The sequence below is a fragment of the Marinobacter sp. DS40M6 genome, assembly GCF_028581595.1.
Classification (GTDB): Bacteria; Pseudomonadota; Gammaproteobacteria; order Pseudomonadales; family Oleiphilaceae; genus Marinobacter; species Marinobacter salarius.
Window position 1 is genome coordinate 616,169 of the sequence record NZ_JAFCAE010000001.1, and the last position, 19,927, is coordinate 636,095.

Here is a 19,927-nt window from a genome sequence, read left to right on the forward strand (position 1 = left end):
CCTCGTTACAGGTTTTAGTGGAGTGTCCTACCGGGCTCAGGCCCGGTACGGCTCTCCCGGCACGAACCCATCCTCTTGTTCCCGTGGGGAACCGGACGATGGAGATGGTGTTGGTGGATGACGATCAGCATGGAGAATGCCGTCTTCGTCGGCGTAAACATCGGTAACAAAGCGAGGCTTGAAGACCAGTACCCAGGAAGGCACCAGAAGCATGGCCGCGATGCCGTTGATCACGATCATGACGCACAGCAGCAATGCTGCATCAGACTGGAATCGGAGGTCTGAGAAAATGACCCACATGATGATGCCCGCCATCAACGTCAGCGCGGTGAAACTGATGGCCATGCCGGTGGTGGATATGGCTCGCCTGACGGCGTCCCTCAGGTTGCCAAGTCGGGCCATTTCTTCCCGTATCCGGTCCATCATGTAGATGGAATAATCGATGCCGACGCCGATACCCACGGCAATCACCGGCACGGTATTGATGTCAATATTGAGCGCATTAAAGCCCATATAGGCGTAGGTGAGAGTGGTTGCGAAAATCATCGCCAACAGCATCATCAGCCCGGCGTGTAATGAGGTGTAGAACAGCATGACAAAGGCAAAGATCAGCAGGAAAACCAGTGGCAGAACAATGACATTGGTCTCGAAGGCTGATTCGTTCATTGCGGCGGCAACACCAAGGGTTCCCCCCGCGAGTTTGATGGTCAGGCCCTCAACGCTGTCACCGTTCTCCGCGATCCATTCCTTGGCCATGTGAATGGCACGGCGGATGGTCTCGCCCTGGCGGTCCTTGTAATAGAACACCAAGTTGGCAACGCGGTCGTCGGTGTCGTTGAATTCATCAAGGGCCCCGGGAATCGGGCTGGAGGCCATGTAGGTAAACATCAGCCCGCCGACATAGCCCGCATCGTGAGGAATCTGGTACCAACGGGGGTCGTCGTTGTGCATCAGGCGGTTAACTTGCTTAACGAGGTCGGGCAGGCCTTTGCTGCCGCCCACTTCCGGGTCCTTCAGCATGTGGGATTGCAGATCAGAAAGGGCAGCCAGTACCTCCGGACGTTTCAGGCCCCCTTTCTCTTCGGTTTCCGCCACGATGTAGAGCTCCTCGGAGCCCGGGAAGCGCTCATTCACCACGCGGGAAGAAACGTTGTAGTCGTGGTCGGGATACAGGATGGGAGAGCCTGGCTCCGAGTCGCCAATCTGCACGTTGGACGCCGCTAATAGTCCTGCGGCCATCGCCAGTGCCGCGACACTCAGCACCACTTTCGCCGCGCCTGGCCGTGCAACCGTGCGTGAGCAACTGGCGCCGATATGGCGCAGGGCGGTTTCGCGCAGGTTCGGGTCTTTGGGCGTTGGCAGAATGGATAACAGAAGTGGCACGCCGATCAGCACCGTGAACACAACAGTGATCGCCCAAAGGGAAGCATAGATGCCCAGATGGGTATTCAACGGAATGGACCCGATGGCAATGAGCGACAGGCCAATAGCATCCGACACAACACCCAGGGAACCAGGGCGGAAAAGACTGTCAAAGGTCGCTTTTGCGGCTTTGGGGCCACTACCCAGTTCGCGGGTTTCCGCATAGTAGCGTTCAACGAGCTGTACGCCATGGCTCATCGCCCTGGCTGCAATCAAAAAGGGGATCACCAGCCCGAGCGGATCCAGGTTGTAACCGAGCAGGCTGATGATCCCAAGCCCCCAGATCGTGGAGACCAAAACGCCGCCCAGGGGGATCAGCACACCGTAGGCCTTGCGGAAATGGAAAACGAGTAAGGCCAGCATGGTGATTACGGTGAAAATAAAGATCTGGAGGATCTGCTCCATGTACGTGTAGGCCCACCCCACCAGGACTGGCTGTCCCGTGGCGTAGATCCTGACTCCCGCGCTTTCCTCCGCTTCACGCAGCTGTTGTAACTGTGCAAACGTCTTTTCGTAATCCAGCTTGCCTTCAATCAGTTGCGCCTTGACCAGGGCCATTTTCATATCTGGAGACACAAGGGGGCCGTACACCCGTGGGTTGGCCGCCACATCGGCTTTCATGGCAGCCAGTGCTTCCCGTGAGTACTCGCCGGAGGTGGAGTCGTAGTAGGGTTCCGAGTTGATGCTGCCGACTTCCGTAAGCCAGATTTTGCGGGAATTCCGGTGAGTCACGCTGGACACAAGGTTGTGGTTAACCCCGGGCAGGTTGTCCACGGCCTGGGTGATTCGGTCGATCTTGGCGAGATTCTCGTTGGTAAAAATGTCGCCATCTTCGAATTCGACACCCACCGTAAGAACGTTGGCGCCGCCAAAGCTGTCCTTGATGCTGTTGTGCAGTTCGATATAGGGATGTTGCTGCGGCAGCAGGTCGGCGAAGTCGGTGTAGATTTTCAGCCCGGGGATACGCAGGGCGAACGCCAGCGTGAGGATGGCGATCACGCTCAATACCTTGCGCGGGTTGTTGAAGATCCATAGCTCCAGCGAATGCAGGAGATGGGTGAATCGATGCAGTCCAGGCATGGCGGAGTTCCTCAGTCAGTGCTGGCCGAGTGGGCCACGGGAGTTTCAAGGTTCAGCAGCAGGCCACGGCCACCAGCGGCGAGTAGTCGGTGGTCGGGGAGAATCAGGCCGGTACGCAAATACAGGGGTTGGTCGGACGCGGAGATCTTCTGCCAGGATCGCCCCGTCTGCTGCAATACGGTGGCGTTATCCGCCAGGGCGTATAACCCTGAAGGGCCGGCAACGAAACCGAATATCGGGGCGTTGATGCCGGTGGGGGATTTCTCCCAGTTCTCTCCGCCGTCGGCGGTGTGGTAGATGAAACCGTTCAGGCCGCCAACCCAACCTTCATTGTCTGAACGGAAATAGCTGGAATGGGCGTAAAACTCATCCGGAAGGTAGCCGGCATAGTCCCAGTTCTCTCCGCCGTCCGTGGTTTTGAGTACCAGGCCATACTCACCGGTTATGAAAGCATGGTCGGCATCGATGAACTGGAGGTTGTTGAGGATGGCGTCTTCGTTGAGTGAAGTCTCAGTCCAGGTCTCACCCTGGTCAGCGCTGCCCTGAATAGTGGTGAAAGCACCTGCTGCCCACCAGTTGCCGTCCGGAGCGCAAGCGGCGGTCATCATCTGTTCCTGGCTGGGCAGGGAATGCGCCGTCCAGTTATCTCCGCTGGTATCGCCATGCCAGATTTCGTTGTTGAACGTCAGCGCAATAAAGCTGTTGTCCGGGCATACGTCCAACGCAAGGAAGCTTTCCGACGTTGGCGTCTGCCGTTTCCAGCTTTCTCCGTTGTCTGAGCTGACCAACACAACACCGTTGTTGCCAGTCAGCACGATAACCTCGTCATTGCGAGCAATGGCTTGATAGAAATCGGTCCGTTTAACGGCCTGTCCCGACTGATCTCGAACCGCGTCAAGATCCAGGGGCGCTTCGCAACCCGTTAACAGAACCGAAAACAATCCGACCAGCGATACGGCTGCGCCGGTAGTGCGCCATTTGCGCAGGGGGGCATTTCGCATTTTATGTCACCGTCTTTGTTTTTGTGGATAACGCGACTGACGGTGATTTAGCAACGCGTGTGCCATGCACGTTTTCGCGCTGTTAACTGTCTGTATTTAATGGTGAAGGTGACGGTTTTAGAGAGCTTTAGGGAAGTTTGGTGGGGCAGTTAATAGGATTGAGATTTATCAAATGATGAAACGGGTGGGGCGTTTGTTGATATCGTCAAACCAGAAAACGAACCGTGGACATCCCTGTCATGGCGCGACGGTTGTGGTTCAGCTTTCGGCGAGAATGCCGGATTTCTTGAGCCGGTAGGCGAGAGCGGGGCGGCTCAGACCAAGGATACGCGCTGCGCCGGAAACGTTCTGGTTGGCCTCTTCCATGGCACGCCGCATCAGCGTTTCCTCGACATCGTCCAGGCCGATGCCATTGCCCAGTATCTGGCTGGCCCAGTCGCCCCTGGACGTTTCAGATGTCTTTTCAACAAGTTGTCCGTGGCTGTCGACAATACCCTGGGGCTGGCTAGGTTGCGGCTCGGGAACACCTGCAAACAGGGATTCGCGGCTGATGGACTCATTGTTGTCGGTCAGGATGACGCCACGCTCGATAACGTTTTCAAGCTCCCGGATATTTCCCGGCCAATGGTAGTGCAGGCAGAGTTCAAGGGCCTTGTCGGAGAGCCCGAGCGTGCGCTTGTTATACTCAGAGTGGAATTTATTGAGGAAATGTTCGGCCAGCAGCGGCAGGTCTTCCAGCCGTTCCCTGAGCGGCGGAATTTTCACGGGGAAGACATTGAGGCGATAAAACAGATCAGAGCGGAAACGGCCCTCTTCCACGGCTTTTTCAAGGCTTTCGTTGGTAGCCGCAATAACCCGGACATCGACCGCCCGTGTGCGGTTGTCACCCACGCGCTCCAACTCCCCTTCCTGCAGCACCCTCAGCAGTGTGGCCTGAGCCCGGGGCGTGAGCTCAACCACCTCGTCGAGAAAAATGGTGCCGGTGTTGGCTCGTTCAAACCGGCCCGGCCGGGACTGGTTGGCACCGGTGTAGGCGCCTTTTTCCACGCCAAACAGTTCCGCTTCGATCAGGTCCGGGGGAATAGCGGCGCAATTGACCGCGATAAAGGGTTGTTCGGCTCGTTCACTGCGAAGGTGAACGCTGCGGGCAATCACTTCCTTGCCTACGCCGGTTTCGCCTAGCAATAAGACCGACACTTTACCCAGAGCGGCCTTGTCGATCATCTTGCAGACCTTGTTGTAGGAGGCGGACTGGCCTATGCCGTAATACTGCCCCTCCTGCTTTTCGAGGCTGCTGCGTAAAGAACTGACTTGGCTCTGGAGGTCATACAGTTCTTCCATGATGGTGTCTGCCTTGAAGTATTGGGCAAATTCGGCGGCGTCCTCCCATTCCTCGGCAGGCTTGCCCACGATCATGCATTTTTCGTCACCACAGCCACGGCAGCTGACCTCGCGAAAGATGATTTCCCGGCCCATAAACGAGGAGGTGTAGGCGCAGGCGTATCCAAGCAGTGACCAGCAGACCGGTTCATCCATCTGCCCAAGTTCTGTCTGGCAGATATCCACTTCAAACGAATCAACCCATTCCAGCTCGCCATAGAAGCTGCCGGAGTCGTGATCAATGTCGATCTCCATGGGAACGACTTTGACCATGCCCTTGAGTGAATGCAGTTGGGGGCCAGCGAGAAAGATGTCGAGTTCACTGCAGTGCGGGCGAAGCTTCCGGGCCAGTTCGGCGTCTTTCAGTCCGGACTGGTATCCCAGGCGCAGGAGAAAGCCCTTCGCGCGCTCAATACCCATGGTATTCACCATTTCGCGACGAAAGGCGGCCATGGCACTGACTTGCATCAGTAGCATGCGTTGCTCGCCAAACCAGATTTTGCCTTCCGTGCTCTGGAACCGGATCTGCTCCGTAAGATCCTGAAAATCCACATACTGCAATTGTGGTTTGTAGGTAATAGCCATACTCAGGAGCCCCGTTTGTAATTGTATGGGGTCGCGTCCTGGAAAGGTCGTCCAGCGCGAAGGCAGCCGAACGCCGCCTTTTTCATATAACACCCTATCCTTGTCACAAATCAATCAAATGATGAAATTTCAGGCGAAAGTCACGGTTGGCTGCTGATCTGAGCATTTGCTCAGATCACGATTTCATGTTGATCAAATGATGAAAAATTCGTCTGGCTTCCTGATCTCACCCTTCGATAATCCACTCTGTATCAGCGCCCGCCTTTCTATATAAAGCCTTTTAAAACAGAAGTCTGGGTTTTTATTGACGGCAGGTTTCGATGCTTGGCACAGCGGTTGCTCCAGCTGTGGCAACCCATAACAAACACAAGGGTGTCAACGATGACTGAGCATGCAAAAAGCTTCGACGAGCTGACCCGCTACATCCGGGTCCGAAGTGGGCCAGAGGACAGATTCGTAGAGTTCGATTTTGCCATCGGACATCCCGAACTGTTTGTTGAGCTTGTCCTTCCCCGCGAAGCGTTCGAAATCTTCTGCAAGCACAACAATGTCGTTCACATGGATTCCGACATGATCCGCGAGATTGATGCGGACATGGTCAAGTGGCGCTTCGGCGAGAAGGGTCACCGCTGAACGTCACCAAATCGATCATCCACTCAAAACAACAAACGGTAAGTTGATATGAGCATTGAGATCAAAACCAATTCGGTGGAACCCATCCGCCAGACATACGGGCACATCGCCCGTCGCTTCGGCGACAAGCCGGCCTCCCGCTACCAGGAAGCCAGCTATGACCTGGAAGCCAAAACCAACTTTCACTACCGCCCGCTGTGGGATTCAAAGCACACGCTGAACGACCCCACACGCACGTCGATCCGCATGGAAGACTGGTACGCCGTCACCGATCCCCGCCAGTTCTACTACGGCGCCTATGTTGGTAACCGGGCCAAGATGCAGGAGGCCGCGGAGACCAGCTTCGGGTTCTGCGAAAAGCGCAATCTGCTGACCCGACTTCCCGAAGCCACTCAGAAGCAGATCCTGAGGTTGCTGGTGCCTCTGCGCCACGTGGAGCTGGGTGCCAACATGAACAACAGCAAGATCGCGGGCGATGTTAACGCCACGACGGTCTCGCAGATGCACATATATACCGCCATGGATCGCCTGGGCATTGGCCAGTACCTGTCTCGAATTGCCCTGATGCTGGATGGCAGTACCGGTGCAGCACTGGACGAATCCAAGTGCTACTGGATGGATGACGAGCTGTGGCAGCCAATGCGCAAGCTGGTGGAAGACACCCTGGTGGTGGATGACTGGTTCGAGTTGACGCTGGTCCAGAACGTGCTGGTGGATGGCCTGCTGTTTCCCCTGGTGTACGAGAGGATGGACCAGTGGCTGGGCGAGCAGGATGCCGAAGATGTTTCCATGCTCACCGAATTCATGCGGGACTGGTACAAGGAATCCCTGCGCTGGACCAACGCCATGATCAAGGTTGTGGCAGCGGAAAGCGATGCCAACCGCGAACAGCTCCAGGCCTGGATCGATCAGTGGGAACCTCAGGTGTACAGCGCACTCAAGCCCCTGGCCGAGGCCAGCACCGGCATTGAGGCCCTGGATGAAACCCGGGCTCAACTCTCCACCCGTCTCAAGAAATTCCAGCTGCAGAGCCAGGGAGTATCCGCATGAGCCAGCTCGTATTTATTGCCTTTCAGGACAACGACAACGCCCGCTACCTGGTGGAAGCCATCGCCGAAGACAATCCGGAAGCGGAAGTTCAGCACCAGCCGGCAATGATCCGGATCCAGGCCGAGAAGCGCCTGGTGATCAACCGGGAAACGATGGAAGAGAAGCTCGGTCGCGAATGGGATGTTCAGGAAATGCTCATCGACGTGATCAGTATCGGCGGCAATGTCGACGAAGACGACGACCACTTCATTCTTCAGTGGACCTAATTGGGAGACTTATCATGGCTGTTAAAAACAAGAAGCTGAATCTCAAGGACAAGTACCAGTACCTGACCCGGGACATGGCCTGGGAACCAACCTATCAAAAGAAGAAGGACATTTTCCCGGACGAGGACTTTGAAGGTATCAAGATTACCGATTGGTCCCAATGGGAAGATCCGTTCCGTCTGACCATGGACGCCTACTGGAAGTACCAGGCTGAAAAAGAGAAAAAGCTGTACGCCATTTTCGATGCCTTTGCCCAGAACAACGGCCACCAGAACATCTCGGACGCCCGTTATGTGAATGCGCTGAAACTGTTCCTGACCGGTGTGTCGCCCCTGGAACACGCGGCTTTCCAGGGCTACGCCAAAGTGGGTCGCCAGTTCAGTGGGGCCGGGGCGCGTGTTGCCTGTCAGATGCAGGCGATTGATGAGCTGCGCCACTCCCAGACCCAGCAGCATGCGATGAGCCATTACAACAAGCATTTTAATGGCCTGCACGATGCGGCTTACATGCACGACCGGGTGTGGTTCCTGTCGGTGCCCAAGTCGTTCTTCGATGATGCCCGTTCGGCCGGTCCGTTCGAGTTCCTGACCGCGATCTCGTTCTCCTTCGAGTATGTGCTGACTAACCTTTTGTTCGTGCCGTTCATGTCCGGCGCTGCCTACAACGGCGACATGGCCACCGTCACCTTCGGTTTCTCGGCGCAGTCCGACGAAGCGCGGCACATGACCCTGGGTCTTGAGGTGATCAAGTTCATCCTCGAGCAGCACGAGGACAACGTGCCCATCGTCCAGCGCTGGATCGACAAATGGTTCTGGCGCGGTTTCCGCCTGCTGAGCCTGGTCAGCATGATGATGGACTACATGCTGCCGAACAAGGTCATGTCCTGGTCGGAAGCCTGGGAAGTGTATTACGAGCAAAACGGCGGCGCCCTGTTCAAAGACCTTGAGCGCTACGGCATCCGCCCGCCCAAATATCAGGATGTGGCCAACGATGCCAAGCACCACATCAGCCATCAGCTATGGGGCACGTTCTACCAGTACAGTCAGGCCACCAACTTCCATACCTGGATTCCCGGCAAGGAAGAAATGGACTGGATGTCCGAGAAGTACCCGGAGACTTTCGACAAGTACTACCGCCCGCGCTACGAGCATTGGGCCAAAGAGCATGCTGAAGGCCGCCGCTTCTACAACAACACCCTGCCGCAACTGTGCCAGGTATGCCAGGTGCCGACGCTGTTTACCGAGATGGGCGAGCCCACCAAGCTCAGCCACCGCCAGATGAACTACGAAGGTGAGCGTTACCACTTCTGCTCGGAAGCCTGCTGCGACATCTTCAAGCACGAGCCGGAGAAGTACGTTCAGGCGTGGTTGCCGGTACACCAGATCTACCAGGGCAACTGTGAAGGCGGCGACGTCGAGACGGTGGTTCAGAAGTACTACCACATCAATATTGGCGAGGACAATTTCGAGTATGTCGGCTCGCCGGACCACAAACGCTGGTTGTCCATCAAGGGCAAGTCGTCTGATGACAAGGCTGAAGGGTCCAAGCAGGACGCGGCCTGATACGGAGATTACCCGGTGTCATCTGACGCCGGGTGATTCGCCCGCAAAAAACAACAAGGTGACCACCATGAGTGTTAACGCTTTATACGACTACAAGTTTGAACCACGGGATAAGGTCGAGAACTTCAACGGCATGCAGTTGCTGTATGTGCTCTGGCCGAATCATCTGATGTTCTGTGCTCCGTTTGCCCTGCTGGTGCAACCGGACATGACCTTCGGAGCCATGGTTGAAGAGATCCTGAAACCGGCCACGGCATCCCATCCGGATGCAGCGAACGCTGACTTCCTGGCGGCGCAGTGGCTGCTGAATGATGAACCGTTTACGCCGGATGCAGATGCCAGCCTTATAGACAACGGCATCGATCACAAGAGCATGCTGACGGTAACCACGCCGGGCCTTAACGGCCTTGCCGGCGCCGGATTCTGAGGGTAGCGCTATGAGTCACACCGTTACTATCGAACCCATTGGTGAGCAGATCGAGGTCGAGGATGGCCAGACCATCCTTGCCGCCGCCCTGCGCCAGGGTGTCTGGCTGCCTTTTGCCTGCGGCCATGGCACCTGTGCCACCTGCAAGGTCCAGGTCATCGAGGGCGATGTTGAAATCGGCGATGCCTCGCCGTTTGCCCTGATGGATGTGGAACGGGACGAAGGCAAGGTGCTGGCCTGCTGTGCCACAGTTGAAAGCGACGTCACCATCGAGGCGGATATCGATGTCGACGAAGACTTCGAGGGCTATCCGGTGGAGGACTACACCGCAACCGTCACAGACATCGTCGAGTTGTCTCCAACCATCAAGGGCATCCATCTGAAGCTGGACCGCCAGATGACCTTCCAGGCCGGCCAGTACATCAATATCGAACTGCCCGGTGTGGATGGCGCGAGGGCGTTCTCCCTGGCCAATCCGCCGAGCAAGGCGGGTGAGGTAGAGCTTCATGTGCGACTGGTCGAGGGGGGTGCCGCAACCACCTACATTCACCAGCAACTGAACGTGGGTGAGCAACTGCATCTGTCAGGTCCATACGGCCAGTTCTTCGTGCGCAGTTCGCAGCCCGGCAACCTGATTTTCATTGCCGGCGGCTCCGGTCTCTCCAGCCCGCAATCCATGATCATTGACCTGCTGGAGCAGGGCGACGACCGCCAGATCACCCTGTTCCAGGGCGCCCGTAACCTTGCCGAGCTCTACAACCGCGAGCTGTTCGAAGGCCTGGCCCGGGACAACGACAACTTCACCTACGTACCGGCGCTGAGCCAGGCGGACGAAGACGGTGAGTGGTCTGGATTCAGGGGCTATGTACACGATGCGGCCAGGGAACACTTCGGTGGTCGTTTTGCCGAGCACAAGGCCTATCTGTGCGGGCCGCCGCCGATGATCGATGCCGCGATTACCGCATTGATGCAGGGCCGGTTGTTTGAGCGGGACATCTTCATGGAGAAGTTCCTGACAGCGGCAGACGGCGCGGAAGAAACCCAGCGCTCGGCCCTGTTCAAGAAGATCTGACCGGAGGTGAAGCATGGCTCAGGTCTATCGGATTACCGAGCAGTGCAGCGGCAAGTCCTTTGAGTGCGAGGCAGGCCAGAGTGTGCTCAAGGCCATGGAACAACGGGGCATGAAGTGCGTGCCCGTGGGCTGCCGGGGCGGTGGCTGTGGCTACTGCAAGATCCAGGTTCTGGCAGGAGAGTTCGAGTGCGGAAAGATGAGCAAGGTCCATGTTCCGCCGGAAGCCCTGAAAAAAAGGGAGGTCCTGGCCTGCCGGGTGTATCCCCTGACTGATTTGACCATCGAGTGCCGGCCGCCATCGCAGCCCGGTCTCGCAAGCAAGCAGACAAAAACAACAGCGTTGAGGTAACTGTCATGAAAAAAGGTGTAATGCGTCCCGGCCACGTCCAGATCCGTGTTCTCGATATGGATGAAGCCGTCAAACACTACACGGACCTGATGGGTCTTATCGAAACCGACCGCGACGACCAGGGCCGTGTGTATCTCAAAGCCTGGACCGAAGTGGACAAGTTTTCCGTGGTACTTCGCGAGGCGGACGAGCCTGGCTGTGACTTTATGGGCTTTAAGGTTGTGGACGAAGCCGCTCTGGTTCAATTGGAGAAAGACCTGGTGGACTTCGGCGTTGATGTTGAGCAGGTTCCCGAAGGTGATCTGAAAGACTGTGGCCGCCGGGTTCGTTTTACCGTGCCTTCCGGTCACGCCTTCGAACTCTATGCCGACAAGCTCTACACCGGCAAATGGGGCATCAATAACGTTAACCCTGAAGCATGGCCCCGTGGCCTGGACGGTATGAAGGCCGTTCGGTTTGATCACTGTCTGTTTTACGGGCCTGAACTGGCGGCGGTGTACGACATCTTCGTGAACGTGCTCGGGTTCCATCTCGCAGAGCAGGTTCTGGATGGCGACGGCACTCGTATTGCCCAGTTCCTGACCGTGTCCATGAAGGAGCACGACATTGCCTTCATTCACCACGAGGAGAAGGGCAAGTTCCACCACGCCTCTTTCTTCCTGGAGACTTGGGAAGACGTACTGCGCGCCGCGGACCTGATCTCCATGACTGATACCTCCATCGATATCGGCCCGACTCGTCACGGCCTGACCCACGGCAAGACTATCTACTTCTTCGACCCGTCCGGTAACCGTAATGAGGTGTTCTGTGGTGGTGACTACATCTACCCGGATCACAAACCGGTGACTTGGCAGGCCGAGCAGTTGGGTAAGGCCATCTTCTACCACGACCGGGTACTGAACGAACGGTTCCTGACGGTTCTGACCTGATTGATATCCGACTCAACAGGGCTAATTTAACAGGATAGGCAGCAATGAAAGACATCAAGCACTACATCAATGGGCAGTATGTTGGCTCGGCCAGCGGCAAGTTGTTCGACAACGTCAACCCGGCCAACGGCAAGGTGATCAGCAAAGTTCACGAAGCCGGACGTGACGAGGTGGACGCCGCAGTCAAAGCCGCGAAAGCGGCCCTGCGCGGCCCCTGGGGCAAGATGACACTGGAGGAACGCACCGGCATCCTGCACAAGGTGGCTGACGGCATCAACGCACGGTTTGACGAGTTCCTGGAAGCGGAATGCCTGGATACCGGCAAGCCCAAATCCCTGGCGAGCCACATCGACATTCCCCGGGGCGCGGCCAACTTCAAGGTGTTCGCGGACATGATCAAGAACGTGCCCACGGAATCCTTCGAAATGCCCACGCCGGACGGTACCGGCGCGCTGAACTACGCCGTACGCCGCCCCAAGGGCGTGATCGGGGTGATCAGCCCGTGGAACCTGCCATTGCTGCTGATGACCTGGAAAGTCGGGCCTGCTCTGGCCTGTGGCAACACCGTGGTGGTCAAACCCTCCGAGGAAACCCCCACCACCACCGCCCTGCTGGGCGAAGTGATGAAAGACGCCGGCGTACCGGACGGGGTGTTCAACGTGGTTCACGGCTTCGGTGGGGATTCAGCCGGCGCTTTCCTCACCGAGCATCCGCTAGTGGATGGTTTCACCTTTACCGGCGAAACCGGCACCGGCGAAGTCATCATGAAGGCAGCCGCGAAGGGCATCCGGGATATCTCCCTGGAGCTGGGTGGCAAGAACGCCGGCCTGGTGTTCGCCGACTGCGACATGGACAAGGCCATCGAGGGCACCATGCGCTCAGCCTTCGCCAACTGTGGCCAGGTTTGCCTTGGCACTGAGCGGGTTTATGTAGAACGTTCCATCTTCGACGAGTTCGTTGGCCGACTGAAAGAAGCCGCGGAAGGCATGAAGATTGGTCCGCCGGATGATGCCGAGGCGGATATGGGTCCGCTGGTCAGCCTCAAACACCGGGAGAAGGTTCTGTCCTATTACCAGAAAGCCGTTGATGACGGTGCCACGGTGGTGACCGGTGGTGGTGTTCCCGATATGCCGGCCGAGCTGGCCGGTGGTGCCTGGGTTCAGCCCACCATCTGGACCGGATTGCCGGAAAGTTCGACGGTGATTACCGATGAAATCTTCGGCCCCTGTGTCCACCTGTGCCCATTCGACACCGAAGAGGAAGCCATCGAACTGGCCAACAGCCTTCCCTACGGACTGGCATCAGCAATCTGGAGCGAGAACATTACCCGCGCCCACCGGGTCGCGGGCCAGATCGAAGCTGGCATCATCTGGGTCAACAGCTGGTTCCTGCGGGATCTGCGCACACCCTTCGGTGGCAGCAAACAGTCCGGCATTGGCCGCGAGGGTGGTGTGCACTCCCTGGAGTTCTACACCGAGATGAAAAACATCTGTGTGAAATTGTGAGCTAACCATGACTGCACCTGAAAACAGCCCGGAAATCGGGCGTGAGATATCCGCCGCCGGCTACCGCACCAACGTCCATGACCATGGCAAGGGCGGTGTTCCTGTCATGATGATCCACGGCTCCGGCCCCGGCGTGACCGCCTGGGCCAACTGGCGCCTGGTGATTCCGGAGCTGGCGAAGAATCGCCGTGTGGTGGCGCCGGATATGCTCGGCTTCGGGTATACCCAACGCCCGGAAGACAACACCTACAACCGGGAGCGCTGGGTGGCCCATGCCATCGGCGTTATGGATGCACTGGATCTGCAACAGGTGGATCTGGTCGGCAACTCCTTCGGTGGCGGCCTGGCGCTGGCGCTGGCGATCGAGTACCCGGAGCGGGTTCGTCGTCTGGTGCTGATGGGCTCCGCCGGCGTCAGCTTTCCGATCACCGAGGGCCTGGATGACGTCTGGGGCTACCAGCCTTCCCTTGAAAACATGCGTCGCCTGATGGATGTGTTTGCCTTCAACAAAGGCCTGCTCACCGACGAACTGGCGGAGATGCGCTATCAGGCCAGTATCCGCCCCGGTTTCCAGGAATCCTTTGCCGCCATGTTCCCGGCACCGCGTCAGCGTTGGGTCGACAACCTGGCCAGCGAGGAGAAGGACATCCGGGCGCTGCCCCACGAAACCCTGGTTCTTCATGGCCGCGAAGATGAGGTGATACCGCTGGCCGCCTCACTGAAACTGGCTGAACTGATCGACCGAGCCCAGTTGCATGTATTCGGGCGTTGCGGCCACTGGACCCAGATTGAACATGCCAACCGGTTTGCCCGGCTGGTGAACGATTTCCTGACCGAGGCCGATCAAGTGGCTTCAGGAGCAGAGTAATGGAACAGACACGCATCCAGGCCTTCGGTGACGAGCTTTACCAGGCCATGCTGAACCGGGAGGCGGTCGCACCGCTGACCGACCGTGGCGAAGACATCACCATCAACGACGCCTACCACATTTCCCTGCGCATGCTGGAACGCCGGCTGGCGGATGGCGCCTCCGTCATCGGCAAGAAGATCGGTGTCACCAGCAAGGCGGTGCAGAACATGCTGAACGTGCACCAGCCGGATTTCGGGTACCTGACCGACGACATGGTGTTCAACAGCGGTGAAGTCATGCCCATCAGTGACCGGCTGATTGCGCCCCGCGCCGAGGGCGAAATTGCCTTCATCCTGAAGAAAGACCTGAGCGGCCCCGGGGTAACCAATGCCGATGTGCTGGCCGCCACCGAGTGTGTGATGCCTTGCTTCGAGATCGTCGATTCCCGCATCCAGGACTGGAAGATCGCCATCCAGGACACGGTGGCGGATAACGCCTCCTGTGGCCTGTTTGTGTTGGGCGATCAGGCGGTTTCTCCCCGCAAGGTCGATCTCGTGACCTGCGGCATGGTGGTGGAAAAGAACGGCAGTGTGCTGAGCGCCGGGGCCGGTGCCGCGGCCCTGGGTTCCCCAGTGAACTGCGTGACCTGGCTGGCTAACACCCTGGGCGAGTTCGGCATCACCCTGAAAGCCGGTGAAGTCATCCTGTCCGGTTCCCTGGTTCCGCTGGAGCCGGTCAAGGCCGGTGATTACATGCGTGTGGATATCGGTGGTATCGGCAGTGCTTCCGTGCGCTTCGCCTGACCCGGATTGAAGAGGACAACATCATGAGCAACAAAATCAAAGCGGCGATCATCGGCTCGGGCAATATCGGCACCGACCTGATGATCAAGATCCTGCGCACCGCCGAGCACATCGAGATGGGGGTGATGGTCGGGATTGACCCCGAGTCCGATGGTCTGGCCCGTGCCAAACGTATGGGCGTGGCCACCACCGCCGAGGGTGTGGAAGGGCTGGTGAAGATGCCCGAGTTCGCCGACATCGGCATTGTGTTTGATGCCACGTCGGCCGGCGCCCACGTTCACAATGACAAACTGCTGCGGGAACACAAACCCGACATCCGCGTGGTCGACCTGACTCCGGCGGCCATCGGCCCCTACTGCGTGCCCGTGGTTAATTTGGAGGAACATCTGGCCGAGGGCAACGTCAACATGGTCACCTGCGGTGGCCAGGCCACCATTCCCATGGTCGCGGCGGTGTCCCGAGTCGCCAAGGCTCATTACGCGGAAATCGTGGCATCCATTTCCAGTAAATCCGCCGGCCCCGGTACCCGCGCCAACATCGATGAGTTTACGGAGACCACCTCCAAGGCCATCGAAGTGGTCGGTGGTGCCGGCAAGGGCAAGGCCATCATTATCCTCAACCCGGCCGAACCACCCCTGCTGATGCGGGACACGGTGTACGTGCTTTCGGATGCCGCCGACAAAGCCGAAGTGGAAGCCTCCGTCGAGGAGATGGTGAAGGCGGTGAACCGCTATGTGCCCGGCTATCGCCTCAAGCAGAAAGTGCAGTTTGATGTGATTCCTGAAGACCAGCCCATGAACGTCCCGGGCCTGGGTAAGTTCAGCGGCCTGAAGACCTCCATCTTCCTGGAAGTGGAGGGTGCTGCCCATTACCTGCCGGCCTACGCGGGCAACCTGGACATCATGACCTCCGCGGCTCTTGGTACTGCCGAGCGCATCGCCGAATCGCTGGTCAAGTGAGGAGACTGAACCATGACTTATAACCCCGGCAAGAAACTCTACATCTCCGACGTGACCCTGCGGGACGGCAGCCACGCCATTCGTCACCAGTACTCCATCAAGAACGTGCAGGACATTGCACGGGCCCTGGACAAGGCAAAAGTCGACAGTATTGAAGTAGCCCACGGCGACGGCCTGCAGGGCTCCAGCTTCAACTACGGCTTCGGCGCCCACACGGACCTGGAGTGGATCGAAGCGGTGGCGGACGTAGTCACCCACTCGAAAATCGCCACCCTGCTGCTGCCCGGCATCGGCACCGTCCACGACCTGGACAATGCCTACAGCGCCGGCGCAAGAATCGTCAGAGTGGCCACCCACTGCACCGAAGCGGATGTGTCGAAGCAGCATATCGAGCACGCCCGCAAACTGGGCATGGACACCGTCGGCTTCCTGATGATGAGCCACATGCAGACCCCGCAAGGGTTGGCGGAACAGGCCAAGCTGATGGAAGACTACGGGGCTACCTGCCTCTATGTCGTCGACTCCGGCGGCGCCATGAACATGAACGACATCCGCGACCGCTTCCGGGCGCTGAAAGACGTCCTGAAGCCCGAAACCCAGACGGGCATCCACGCCCACCATAACCTCGCGCTGGGCGTGGCCAACTCCATCGTGGCTGTCGAGGAAGGCTGTGACCGTGTCGATGCCAGCCTCGCCGGCATGGGCGCTGGTGCGGGTAACGCCCCGCTGGAAGTGTGCATTGCCGCCTTCGACAAGATGGGTTGGGAGCACGGTACCGATGTGTACGCACTGATGGATGCCGCTGATGACATTGTGCGGCCGCTGCAGGACCGCCCGGTTCGGGTGGACCGTGAAACCCTGGCGCTTGGCTACGCCGGAGTCTATTCCAGCTTCCTGCGCCACTCGGAGGTAGCAGCGCAGAAGTATGGCCTGAAGACTGTGGATATTCTCGTTGAACTGGGCAAACGCCGGATGGTGGGTGGCCAGGAAGACATGATTGTGGATGTGGCGCTGGATCTGCTGGCGGCGCAAAAGGAGCAGAACGCATGAGCAAGACACTGAGCCGTGAACAGGTGCTGGCCCTGGCCGAACACGTGGAAAACGCCGAGTTGCAGGCCCACGACATCACCAAGGTCACCAATGACTACCCGGACATGACCTTCGAGGATGCCTACGACGTGCAGTGGGAAATACGCCGCCGCAAGGAAGAGCGTGGCAACAAGATCGTTGGCATGAAAATGGGCCTCACCTCCTGGGCAAAGATGGCCCAGATGGGTGTGGAGACTCCGATCTATGGCTTCCTGGCAGACTATTTCAGTGTGCCGGACGGCGGCGTGGTCAACACCCAGGAATTGATCCATCCGAAAATCGAAGCCGAGATTGCCTTCGTCACCAAGGCACCCCTGAAAGGCCCCGGCTGCCATATCGGCCAAGTGCTGGCGGCGACGGACTTTGTGATTCCCGCCGTGGAAGTTATTGACTCCCGCTATGAGAACTTCAAGTTCGACCTGGTGAGTGTCGTGGCGGATAACGCCTCATCAACCCGGTTTATCACCGGCGGCCAGATGGCCGATGTGGCGGATGTGGATTTGAAAACCCTGGGCGTGGTGGTCGAGAAGAACGGTGAAGTTGTCGATGTAGGCGCGGGTGCCGCCGTGCTCGGCCATCCGGCCTCCAGCGTGGCGATGCTGGCGAATCTGCTGGCAGAGCGGGGTGAGCACATTCCCGCGGGCACCTTCATCATGACCGGTGGCATAACCGCCGCCATCACGGTGGAGCCTGGGGATAATATCACCGTGCGTTATCAGGGGCTGGGGACCGTAACCGGAAGGTTTATCTAAGCCTCAAAGGCACTGCCAACGGAGCAGGGAATTATGAGCGATACCATTGATCTACGTTTATATTTCAACTTTCGCAGCCCGTACTGCTATCTGGCCAGCGAGCGTATGTTCGAGCTGTTTGACCAGTACCAAGTCAATCTGCTCTGGAGGCCTCTGGGAGGATGGCACGGTCGCTCGGATCCGGACCGGGCAAAGGTCAAGATGCCTATCGCCAGGCAGGACGTGGCACGCTGGGCACGTCGGTTTGGCATGCCTCTGACCCCACCTCCGAAGAGTACGGATCCTACCCGTGCCGGGGCTGGTTCACTGTTGGCAGAGAAGGAAGGACTGCTCAAACCCTATGTGGTGGCAGTGATGCGCGCCGAATGGGCGGACGGCCTGGACATAGGGGATGCAGCGGTCCTGTCCTCAGTTGCCGAAAGCGTTGGACTAGACAGGGAGGCGTTCGCCAGGGCGGTCGATGATCCCGAACTCCATACCCAACTTGACCGGAACTGGCAGGAAGCACAGGAAAAAGGTGCCCTGGGTGTTCCCACGTTTGTTATCGGCGACCAGATTTTCTGGGGTCAGGACAGGCTGGATTTTGTGGGGGAGCACCTGAGGGATTTGGGAGCGGCACGCCAATGAGCAGGATACGACTGATTGATAAGCCCGAATGCCCGTTTTGCTGGCGAGTCCGGATTGCCGCGGCTTTGCAAGGGCGGGCGATGCACAGCATGGACAGGTCAGACCCGGATGTTCTCGTCGAGTGGCAGCGGTTATCGCCGAGTCAAACGGTGCCAGTGATGATTGAGGATGACCTGGTACTGACCGACTCCGGCCCGATGCTTGAGTACCTGGCCGAAACTGGCTCGGCTTTGCTCCCGGATTTTCCACGCCGAAGGGCGGAAGCACGAAGCTGGATTGTGTATGGGGATAATGTTCTGGGGCGATCCCTGCGGGAAGTGGTTTTTGAGAAACGCGATAAACCGGAGAGCGAATGGGACCAAGGCAGGATTCGCAGGGGTACACGCGGATTCCTGAGTGGGCTGCCCGCACTGGAGATGGCGCTGCGAGACGAAAACTTCCTTCTCGGAAACTGGCCAACCTTGGCCGAGTGCGCCCTGTTCCCAAGGTTTGCCCTGGCTCTGCTCTATGGCGTGGATATCCCTGCTGATTTTCCTCGAACTCGCCAATGGTTTGGTCGCCAGGCCATCCACCCGGCTTTCTTGTCCTCGAGCCCTGAGCGGGTCAGGAACATTCTTGTTGATTTTGCGTGAGGAACCATAATGCCGATAGCCCAATTGTATATCCTTGAAGGTCGCACGGACGAACAGAAAGAGCGCCTTATTCGTGAGGTGTCGGAAGCCATGTCACGCTCAATTGATTCACCGATTGAACGCGTACGGGTGATCATTACCGAAATGCCTAAAAGCCATTTTGGGATAGCCGGTGAGCCGGCCAGCAAAGTACGGCCCTAGCGCTGTCCTCGAACCAACGCCTATTGCCGGTGAGTAACATGACCAAGCTGCCCGTGCTGTACTTGTCCTGTGAAACAGAAGCGCTGACAGGCCCCAAAGGGCAGGCCAGCCTGCGCCGCCTGATACGGCCCGATCTCGTAGTTGTCAACGTGGCATTTATTACCTCGAAAAAAGGGGGCGCACAGCCGGAAATCTTTCACCAGTGTGGTGAGGGGATTCTTGCCAGACGCCTGCAATCCGGAATGGCGGAACGGGGGTTTGATGTCGCCGTTAGCGGGTCTCGGGAACAGGGTTTGAAGGAACTGGCTGAAAGCATGACGCATCTTGCGCCTGAGGAGGTGATTGAACTGCGGCTCAACACCGGTATGACCAGTGAACACTACAGGGATATTGGTCATTGCCTGGAAGCCTTGAGAGACCAGGGTGTGTTGCTGATATGCCTGGACCGGCTGGAAAACGTCGGCAATAACGAGGATCATCCTCAGCCACATGACAGTTATCTCCGTAATCTGATTCGTCAGTGGGAAGATGAGCACAGATGGGTAAAAGCCATGTCGAAATCTGACCTGCGCGCCTCTCATTCTACTCCGGGGGCCGAAGCCCCCGTTGCCGACCCAACGTTATGTGTGCTCAATACCGCCTTCAGTCTAGGTGGAATGCAGGCACCTCAGCGCCTGTTTGGCTTCTCTCTGAATGAGAATAGCCAGTCCCTCGCAGGTTATGGATGGATGCAATAATCTGTCGAAAACGCAG

At 57.9% G+C, this 19,927-nt stretch carries 21 protein-coding genes; 18 read left to right on the top strand and 3 right to left on the bottom strand.

Annotation, left to right across the window (positions count from 1 at the left end; genetic code table 11):
• Positions 1-36 precede the first annotated feature (36 nt).
• The 3 genes from JJO78_RS02740 to JJO78_RS02750 form a co-directional block, all read right to left on the bottom strand.
• The gene (locus tag JJO78_RS02740; RefSeq protein WP_075195490.1) at positions 37-2,502 is read right to left on the bottom strand and encodes an efflux RND transporter permease subunit; all 2,466 of its coding nucleotides are present in this window, start codon (positions 2,500-2,502) and stop codon (positions 37-39) included.
• Positions 2,503-2,513: 11 nt separating this feature from the next.
• Complete coding sequence (locus JJO78_RS02745; RefSeq protein WP_041333553.1) at positions 2,514-3,503, bottom strand: WD40/YVTN/BNR-like repeat-containing protein; 990 nt, start codon at positions 3,501-3,503, stop codon at positions 2,514-2,516.
• A 258-nt stretch (positions 3,504-3,761) separates the two neighbouring features.
• Positions 3,762-5,468, bottom strand: coding sequence for a sigma-54-dependent Fis family transcriptional regulator (locus JJO78_RS02750; protein WP_075195489.1), 1,707 nt, complete (start codon positions 5,466-5,468; stop codon positions 3,762-3,764).
• A 381-nt stretch (positions 5,469-5,849) separates the two neighbouring features.
• On the opposite strand from JJO78_RS02750, the gene JJO78_RS02755 reads away from it, so the two are divergent.
• The 18 genes from JJO78_RS02755 (at position 5,850) to JJO78_RS02840 (ending at position 19,911) form a co-directional block, all read left to right on the top strand.
• The gene (locus JJO78_RS02755; RefSeq protein ID WP_041333555.1) at positions 5,850-6,101 is read left to right on the top strand and encodes a phenol hydroxylase subunit; all 252 of its coding nucleotides are present in this window, start codon (positions 5,850-5,852) and stop codon (positions 6,099-6,101) included.
• 48 nt (positions 6,102-6,149) lie between these two features.
• Positions 6,150-7,151 (top strand): aromatic/alkene monooxygenase hydroxylase subunit beta, encoded by a 1,002-nt coding sequence (locus tag JJO78_RS02760; protein ID WP_041333558.1) that lies wholly within the window; start codon positions 6,150-6,152, stop codon positions 7,149-7,151.
• Positions 7,148-7,417, top strand: a complete 270-nt coding sequence (locus tag JJO78_RS02765) for an MmoB/DmpM family protein (protein WP_041333559.1) — start codon at positions 7,148-7,150, stop codon at positions 7,415-7,417. The genes JJO78_RS02760 and JJO78_RS02765 overlap by 4 nt, the downstream gene beginning before the upstream one ends.
• Before the next feature lie 14 nt (positions 7,418-7,431).
• A complete protein-coding gene (locus JJO78_RS02770) occupies positions 7,432-8,979 on the top strand; it encodes an aromatic/alkene/methane monooxygenase hydroxylase/oxygenase subunit alpha (protein WP_075195488.1) in 1,548 nt (515 codons plus the stop codon).
• Positions 8,980-9,046: 67 nt separating this feature from the next.
• Positions 9,047-9,406: a phenol hydroxylase subunit P4 gene (locus tag JJO78_RS02775; protein ID WP_041336570.1), complete on the top strand. Its 360-nt coding sequence runs from the start codon at positions 9,047-9,049 to the stop codon at positions 9,404-9,406.
• Positions 9,407-9,416: 10 nt separating this feature from the next.
• Positions 9,417-10,478, top strand: a complete 1,062-nt coding sequence (locus JJO78_RS02780; protein ID WP_041333561.1) for an NADH:ubiquinone reductase (Na(+)-transporting) subunit F — start codon at positions 9,417-9,419, stop codon at positions 10,476-10,478.
• A 13-nt stretch (positions 10,479-10,491) separates the two neighbouring features.
• Positions 10,492-10,827, top strand: coding sequence for a 2Fe-2S iron-sulfur cluster-binding protein (locus tag JJO78_RS02785; protein WP_041333564.1), 336 nt, complete (start codon positions 10,492-10,494; stop codon positions 10,825-10,827).
• 5 nt (positions 10,828-10,832) lie between these two features.
• Positions 10,833-11,756: a catechol 2,3-dioxygenase gene (locus tag JJO78_RS02790; RefSeq protein ID WP_075195487.1), complete on the top strand. Its 924-nt coding sequence runs from the start codon at positions 10,833-10,835 to the stop codon at positions 11,754-11,756.
• Between the two features lie 44 nt (positions 11,757-11,800).
• Positions 11,801-13,261 carry a 2-hydroxymuconic semialdehyde dehydrogenase gene (locus tag JJO78_RS02795; protein ID WP_041333567.1) on the top strand — a complete coding sequence of 487 codons (1,461 nt, stop codon included), beginning with the start codon at positions 11,801-11,803 and terminating at the stop codon, positions 13,259-13,261.
• Positions 13,262-13,268: 7 nt separating this feature from the next.
• Positions 13,269-14,129, top strand: coding sequence for an alpha/beta fold hydrolase (locus tag JJO78_RS02800; RefSeq protein ID WP_041333570.1), 861 nt, complete (start codon positions 13,269-13,271; stop codon positions 14,127-14,129).
• Positions 14,129-14,914 carry a 2-oxopent-4-enoate hydratase gene (gene dmpE, locus JJO78_RS02805; RefSeq protein WP_075195486.1) on the top strand — a complete coding sequence of 262 codons (786 nt, stop codon included), beginning with the start codon at positions 14,129-14,131 and terminating at the stop codon, positions 14,912-14,914. The genes JJO78_RS02800 and dmpE overlap by 1 nt, the downstream gene beginning before the upstream one ends.
• A 23-nt stretch (positions 14,915-14,937) precedes the next feature.
• Positions 14,938-15,873, top strand: coding sequence for an acetaldehyde dehydrogenase (acetylating) (locus JJO78_RS02810; protein ID WP_041333571.1), 936 nt, complete (start codon positions 14,938-14,940; stop codon positions 15,871-15,873).
• A gap of 12 nt (positions 15,874-15,885) precedes the next feature.
• Positions 15,886-16,923, top strand: a complete 1,038-nt coding sequence (dmpG, locus tag JJO78_RS02815) for a 4-hydroxy-2-oxovalerate aldolase (protein ID WP_075195485.1) — start codon at positions 15,886-15,888, stop codon at positions 16,921-16,923.
• A complete protein-coding gene (gene dmpH, locus JJO78_RS02820; RefSeq protein WP_075195484.1) occupies positions 16,920-17,714 on the top strand; it encodes a 2-oxo-3-hexenedioate decarboxylase in 795 nt (264 codons plus the stop codon). The genes dmpG and dmpH overlap by 4 nt, the downstream gene beginning before the upstream one ends.
• Before the next feature lie 33 nt (positions 17,715-17,747).
• Positions 17,748-18,341, top strand: coding sequence for a 2-hydroxychromene-2-carboxylate isomerase (locus JJO78_RS02825; protein WP_075195483.1), 594 nt, complete (start codon positions 17,748-17,750; stop codon positions 18,339-18,341).
• Complete coding sequence (locus JJO78_RS02830) at positions 18,338-18,973, top strand: glutathione S-transferase family protein (protein WP_075195482.1); 636 nt, start codon at positions 18,338-18,340, stop codon at positions 18,971-18,973. The genes JJO78_RS02825 and JJO78_RS02830 overlap by 4 nt, the downstream gene beginning before the upstream one ends.
• 9 nt (positions 18,974-18,982) lie before the next feature.
• The gene (locus tag JJO78_RS02835; RefSeq protein ID WP_007152856.1) at positions 18,983-19,174 is read left to right on the top strand and encodes a 2-hydroxymuconate tautomerase; all 192 of its coding nucleotides are present in this window, start codon (positions 18,983-18,985) and stop codon (positions 19,172-19,174) included.
• Between the two features lie 38 nt (positions 19,175-19,212).
• Positions 19,213-19,911 carry a hypothetical protein gene (locus JJO78_RS02840; protein ID WP_041333577.1) on the top strand — a complete coding sequence of 233 codons (699 nt, stop codon included), beginning with the start codon at positions 19,213-19,215 and terminating at the stop codon, positions 19,909-19,911.
• The last annotated feature ends 16 nt before the right edge of the window (positions 19,912-19,927 follow it).

Excerpts from the sequence above, each read along its gene's own strand:
- JJO78_RS02740 (WP_075195490.1), bottom strand. The coding sequence starts at position 2,502 with ATGCCTGGACTGCATCGATTCACCCATCTCCTGCATTCGCTGGAGCTA.
- JJO78_RS02745 (WP_041333553.1), bottom strand. The coding sequence starts at position 3,503 with ATGCGAAATGCCCCCCTGCGCAAATGGCGCACTACCGGCGCAGCCGTA.
- JJO78_RS02750 (WP_075195489.1), bottom strand. The coding sequence starts at position 5,468 with ATGGCTATTACCTACAAACCACAATTGCAGTATGTGGATTTTCAGGAT.
- JJO78_RS02755 (WP_041333555.1), top strand. The coding sequence starts at position 5,850 with ATGACTGAGCATGCAAAAAGCTTCGACGAGCTGACCCGCTACATCCGG.
- JJO78_RS02760 (WP_041333558.1), top strand. The coding sequence starts at position 6,150 with ATGAGCATTGAGATCAAAACCAATTCGGTGGAACCCATCCGCCAGACA.
- JJO78_RS02765 (WP_041333559.1), top strand. The coding sequence starts at position 7,148 with ATGAGCCAGCTCGTATTTATTGCCTTTCAGGACAACGACAACGCCCGC.
- JJO78_RS02770 (WP_075195488.1), top strand. The coding sequence starts at position 7,432 with ATGGCTGTTAAAAACAAGAAGCTGAATCTCAAGGACAAGTACCAGTAC.
- JJO78_RS02775 (WP_041336570.1), top strand. The coding sequence starts at position 9,047 with ATGAGTGTTAACGCTTTATACGACTACAAGTTTGAACCACGGGATAAG.
- JJO78_RS02780 (WP_041333561.1), top strand. The coding sequence starts at position 9,417 with ATGAGTCACACCGTTACTATCGAACCCATTGGTGAGCAGATCGAGGTC.
- JJO78_RS02785 (WP_041333564.1), top strand. The coding sequence starts at position 10,492 with ATGGCTCAGGTCTATCGGATTACCGAGCAGTGCAGCGGCAAGTCCTTT.
- JJO78_RS02790 (WP_075195487.1), top strand. The coding sequence starts at position 10,833 with ATGAAAAAAGGTGTAATGCGTCCCGGCCACGTCCAGATCCGTGTTCTC.
- JJO78_RS02795 (WP_041333567.1), top strand. The coding sequence starts at position 11,801 with ATGAAAGACATCAAGCACTACATCAATGGGCAGTATGTTGGCTCGGCC.
- JJO78_RS02800 (WP_041333570.1), top strand. The coding sequence starts at position 13,269 with ATGACTGCACCTGAAAACAGCCCGGAAATCGGGCGTGAGATATCCGCC.
- dmpE (WP_075195486.1), top strand. The coding sequence starts at position 14,129 with ATGGAACAGACACGCATCCAGGCCTTCGGTGACGAGCTTTACCAGGCC.
- JJO78_RS02810 (WP_041333571.1), top strand. The coding sequence starts at position 14,938 with ATGAGCAACAAAATCAAAGCGGCGATCATCGGCTCGGGCAATATCGGC.
- dmpG (WP_075195485.1), top strand. The coding sequence starts at position 15,886 with ATGACTTATAACCCCGGCAAGAAACTCTACATCTCCGACGTGACCCTG.
- dmpH (WP_075195484.1), top strand. The coding sequence starts at position 16,920 with ATGAGCAAGACACTGAGCCGTGAACAGGTGCTGGCCCTGGCCGAACAC.
- JJO78_RS02825 (WP_075195483.1), top strand. The coding sequence starts at position 17,748 with ATGAGCGATACCATTGATCTACGTTTATATTTCAACTTTCGCAGCCCG.
- JJO78_RS02830 (WP_075195482.1), top strand. The coding sequence starts at position 18,338 with ATGAGCAGGATACGACTGATTGATAAGCCCGAATGCCCGTTTTGCTGG.
- JJO78_RS02835 (WP_007152856.1), top strand. The coding sequence starts at position 18,983 with ATGCCGATAGCCCAATTGTATATCCTTGAAGGTCGCACGGACGAACAG.
- JJO78_RS02840 (WP_041333577.1), top strand. The coding sequence starts at position 19,213 with ATGACCAAGCTGCCCGTGCTGTACTTGTCCTGTGAAACAGAAGCGCTG.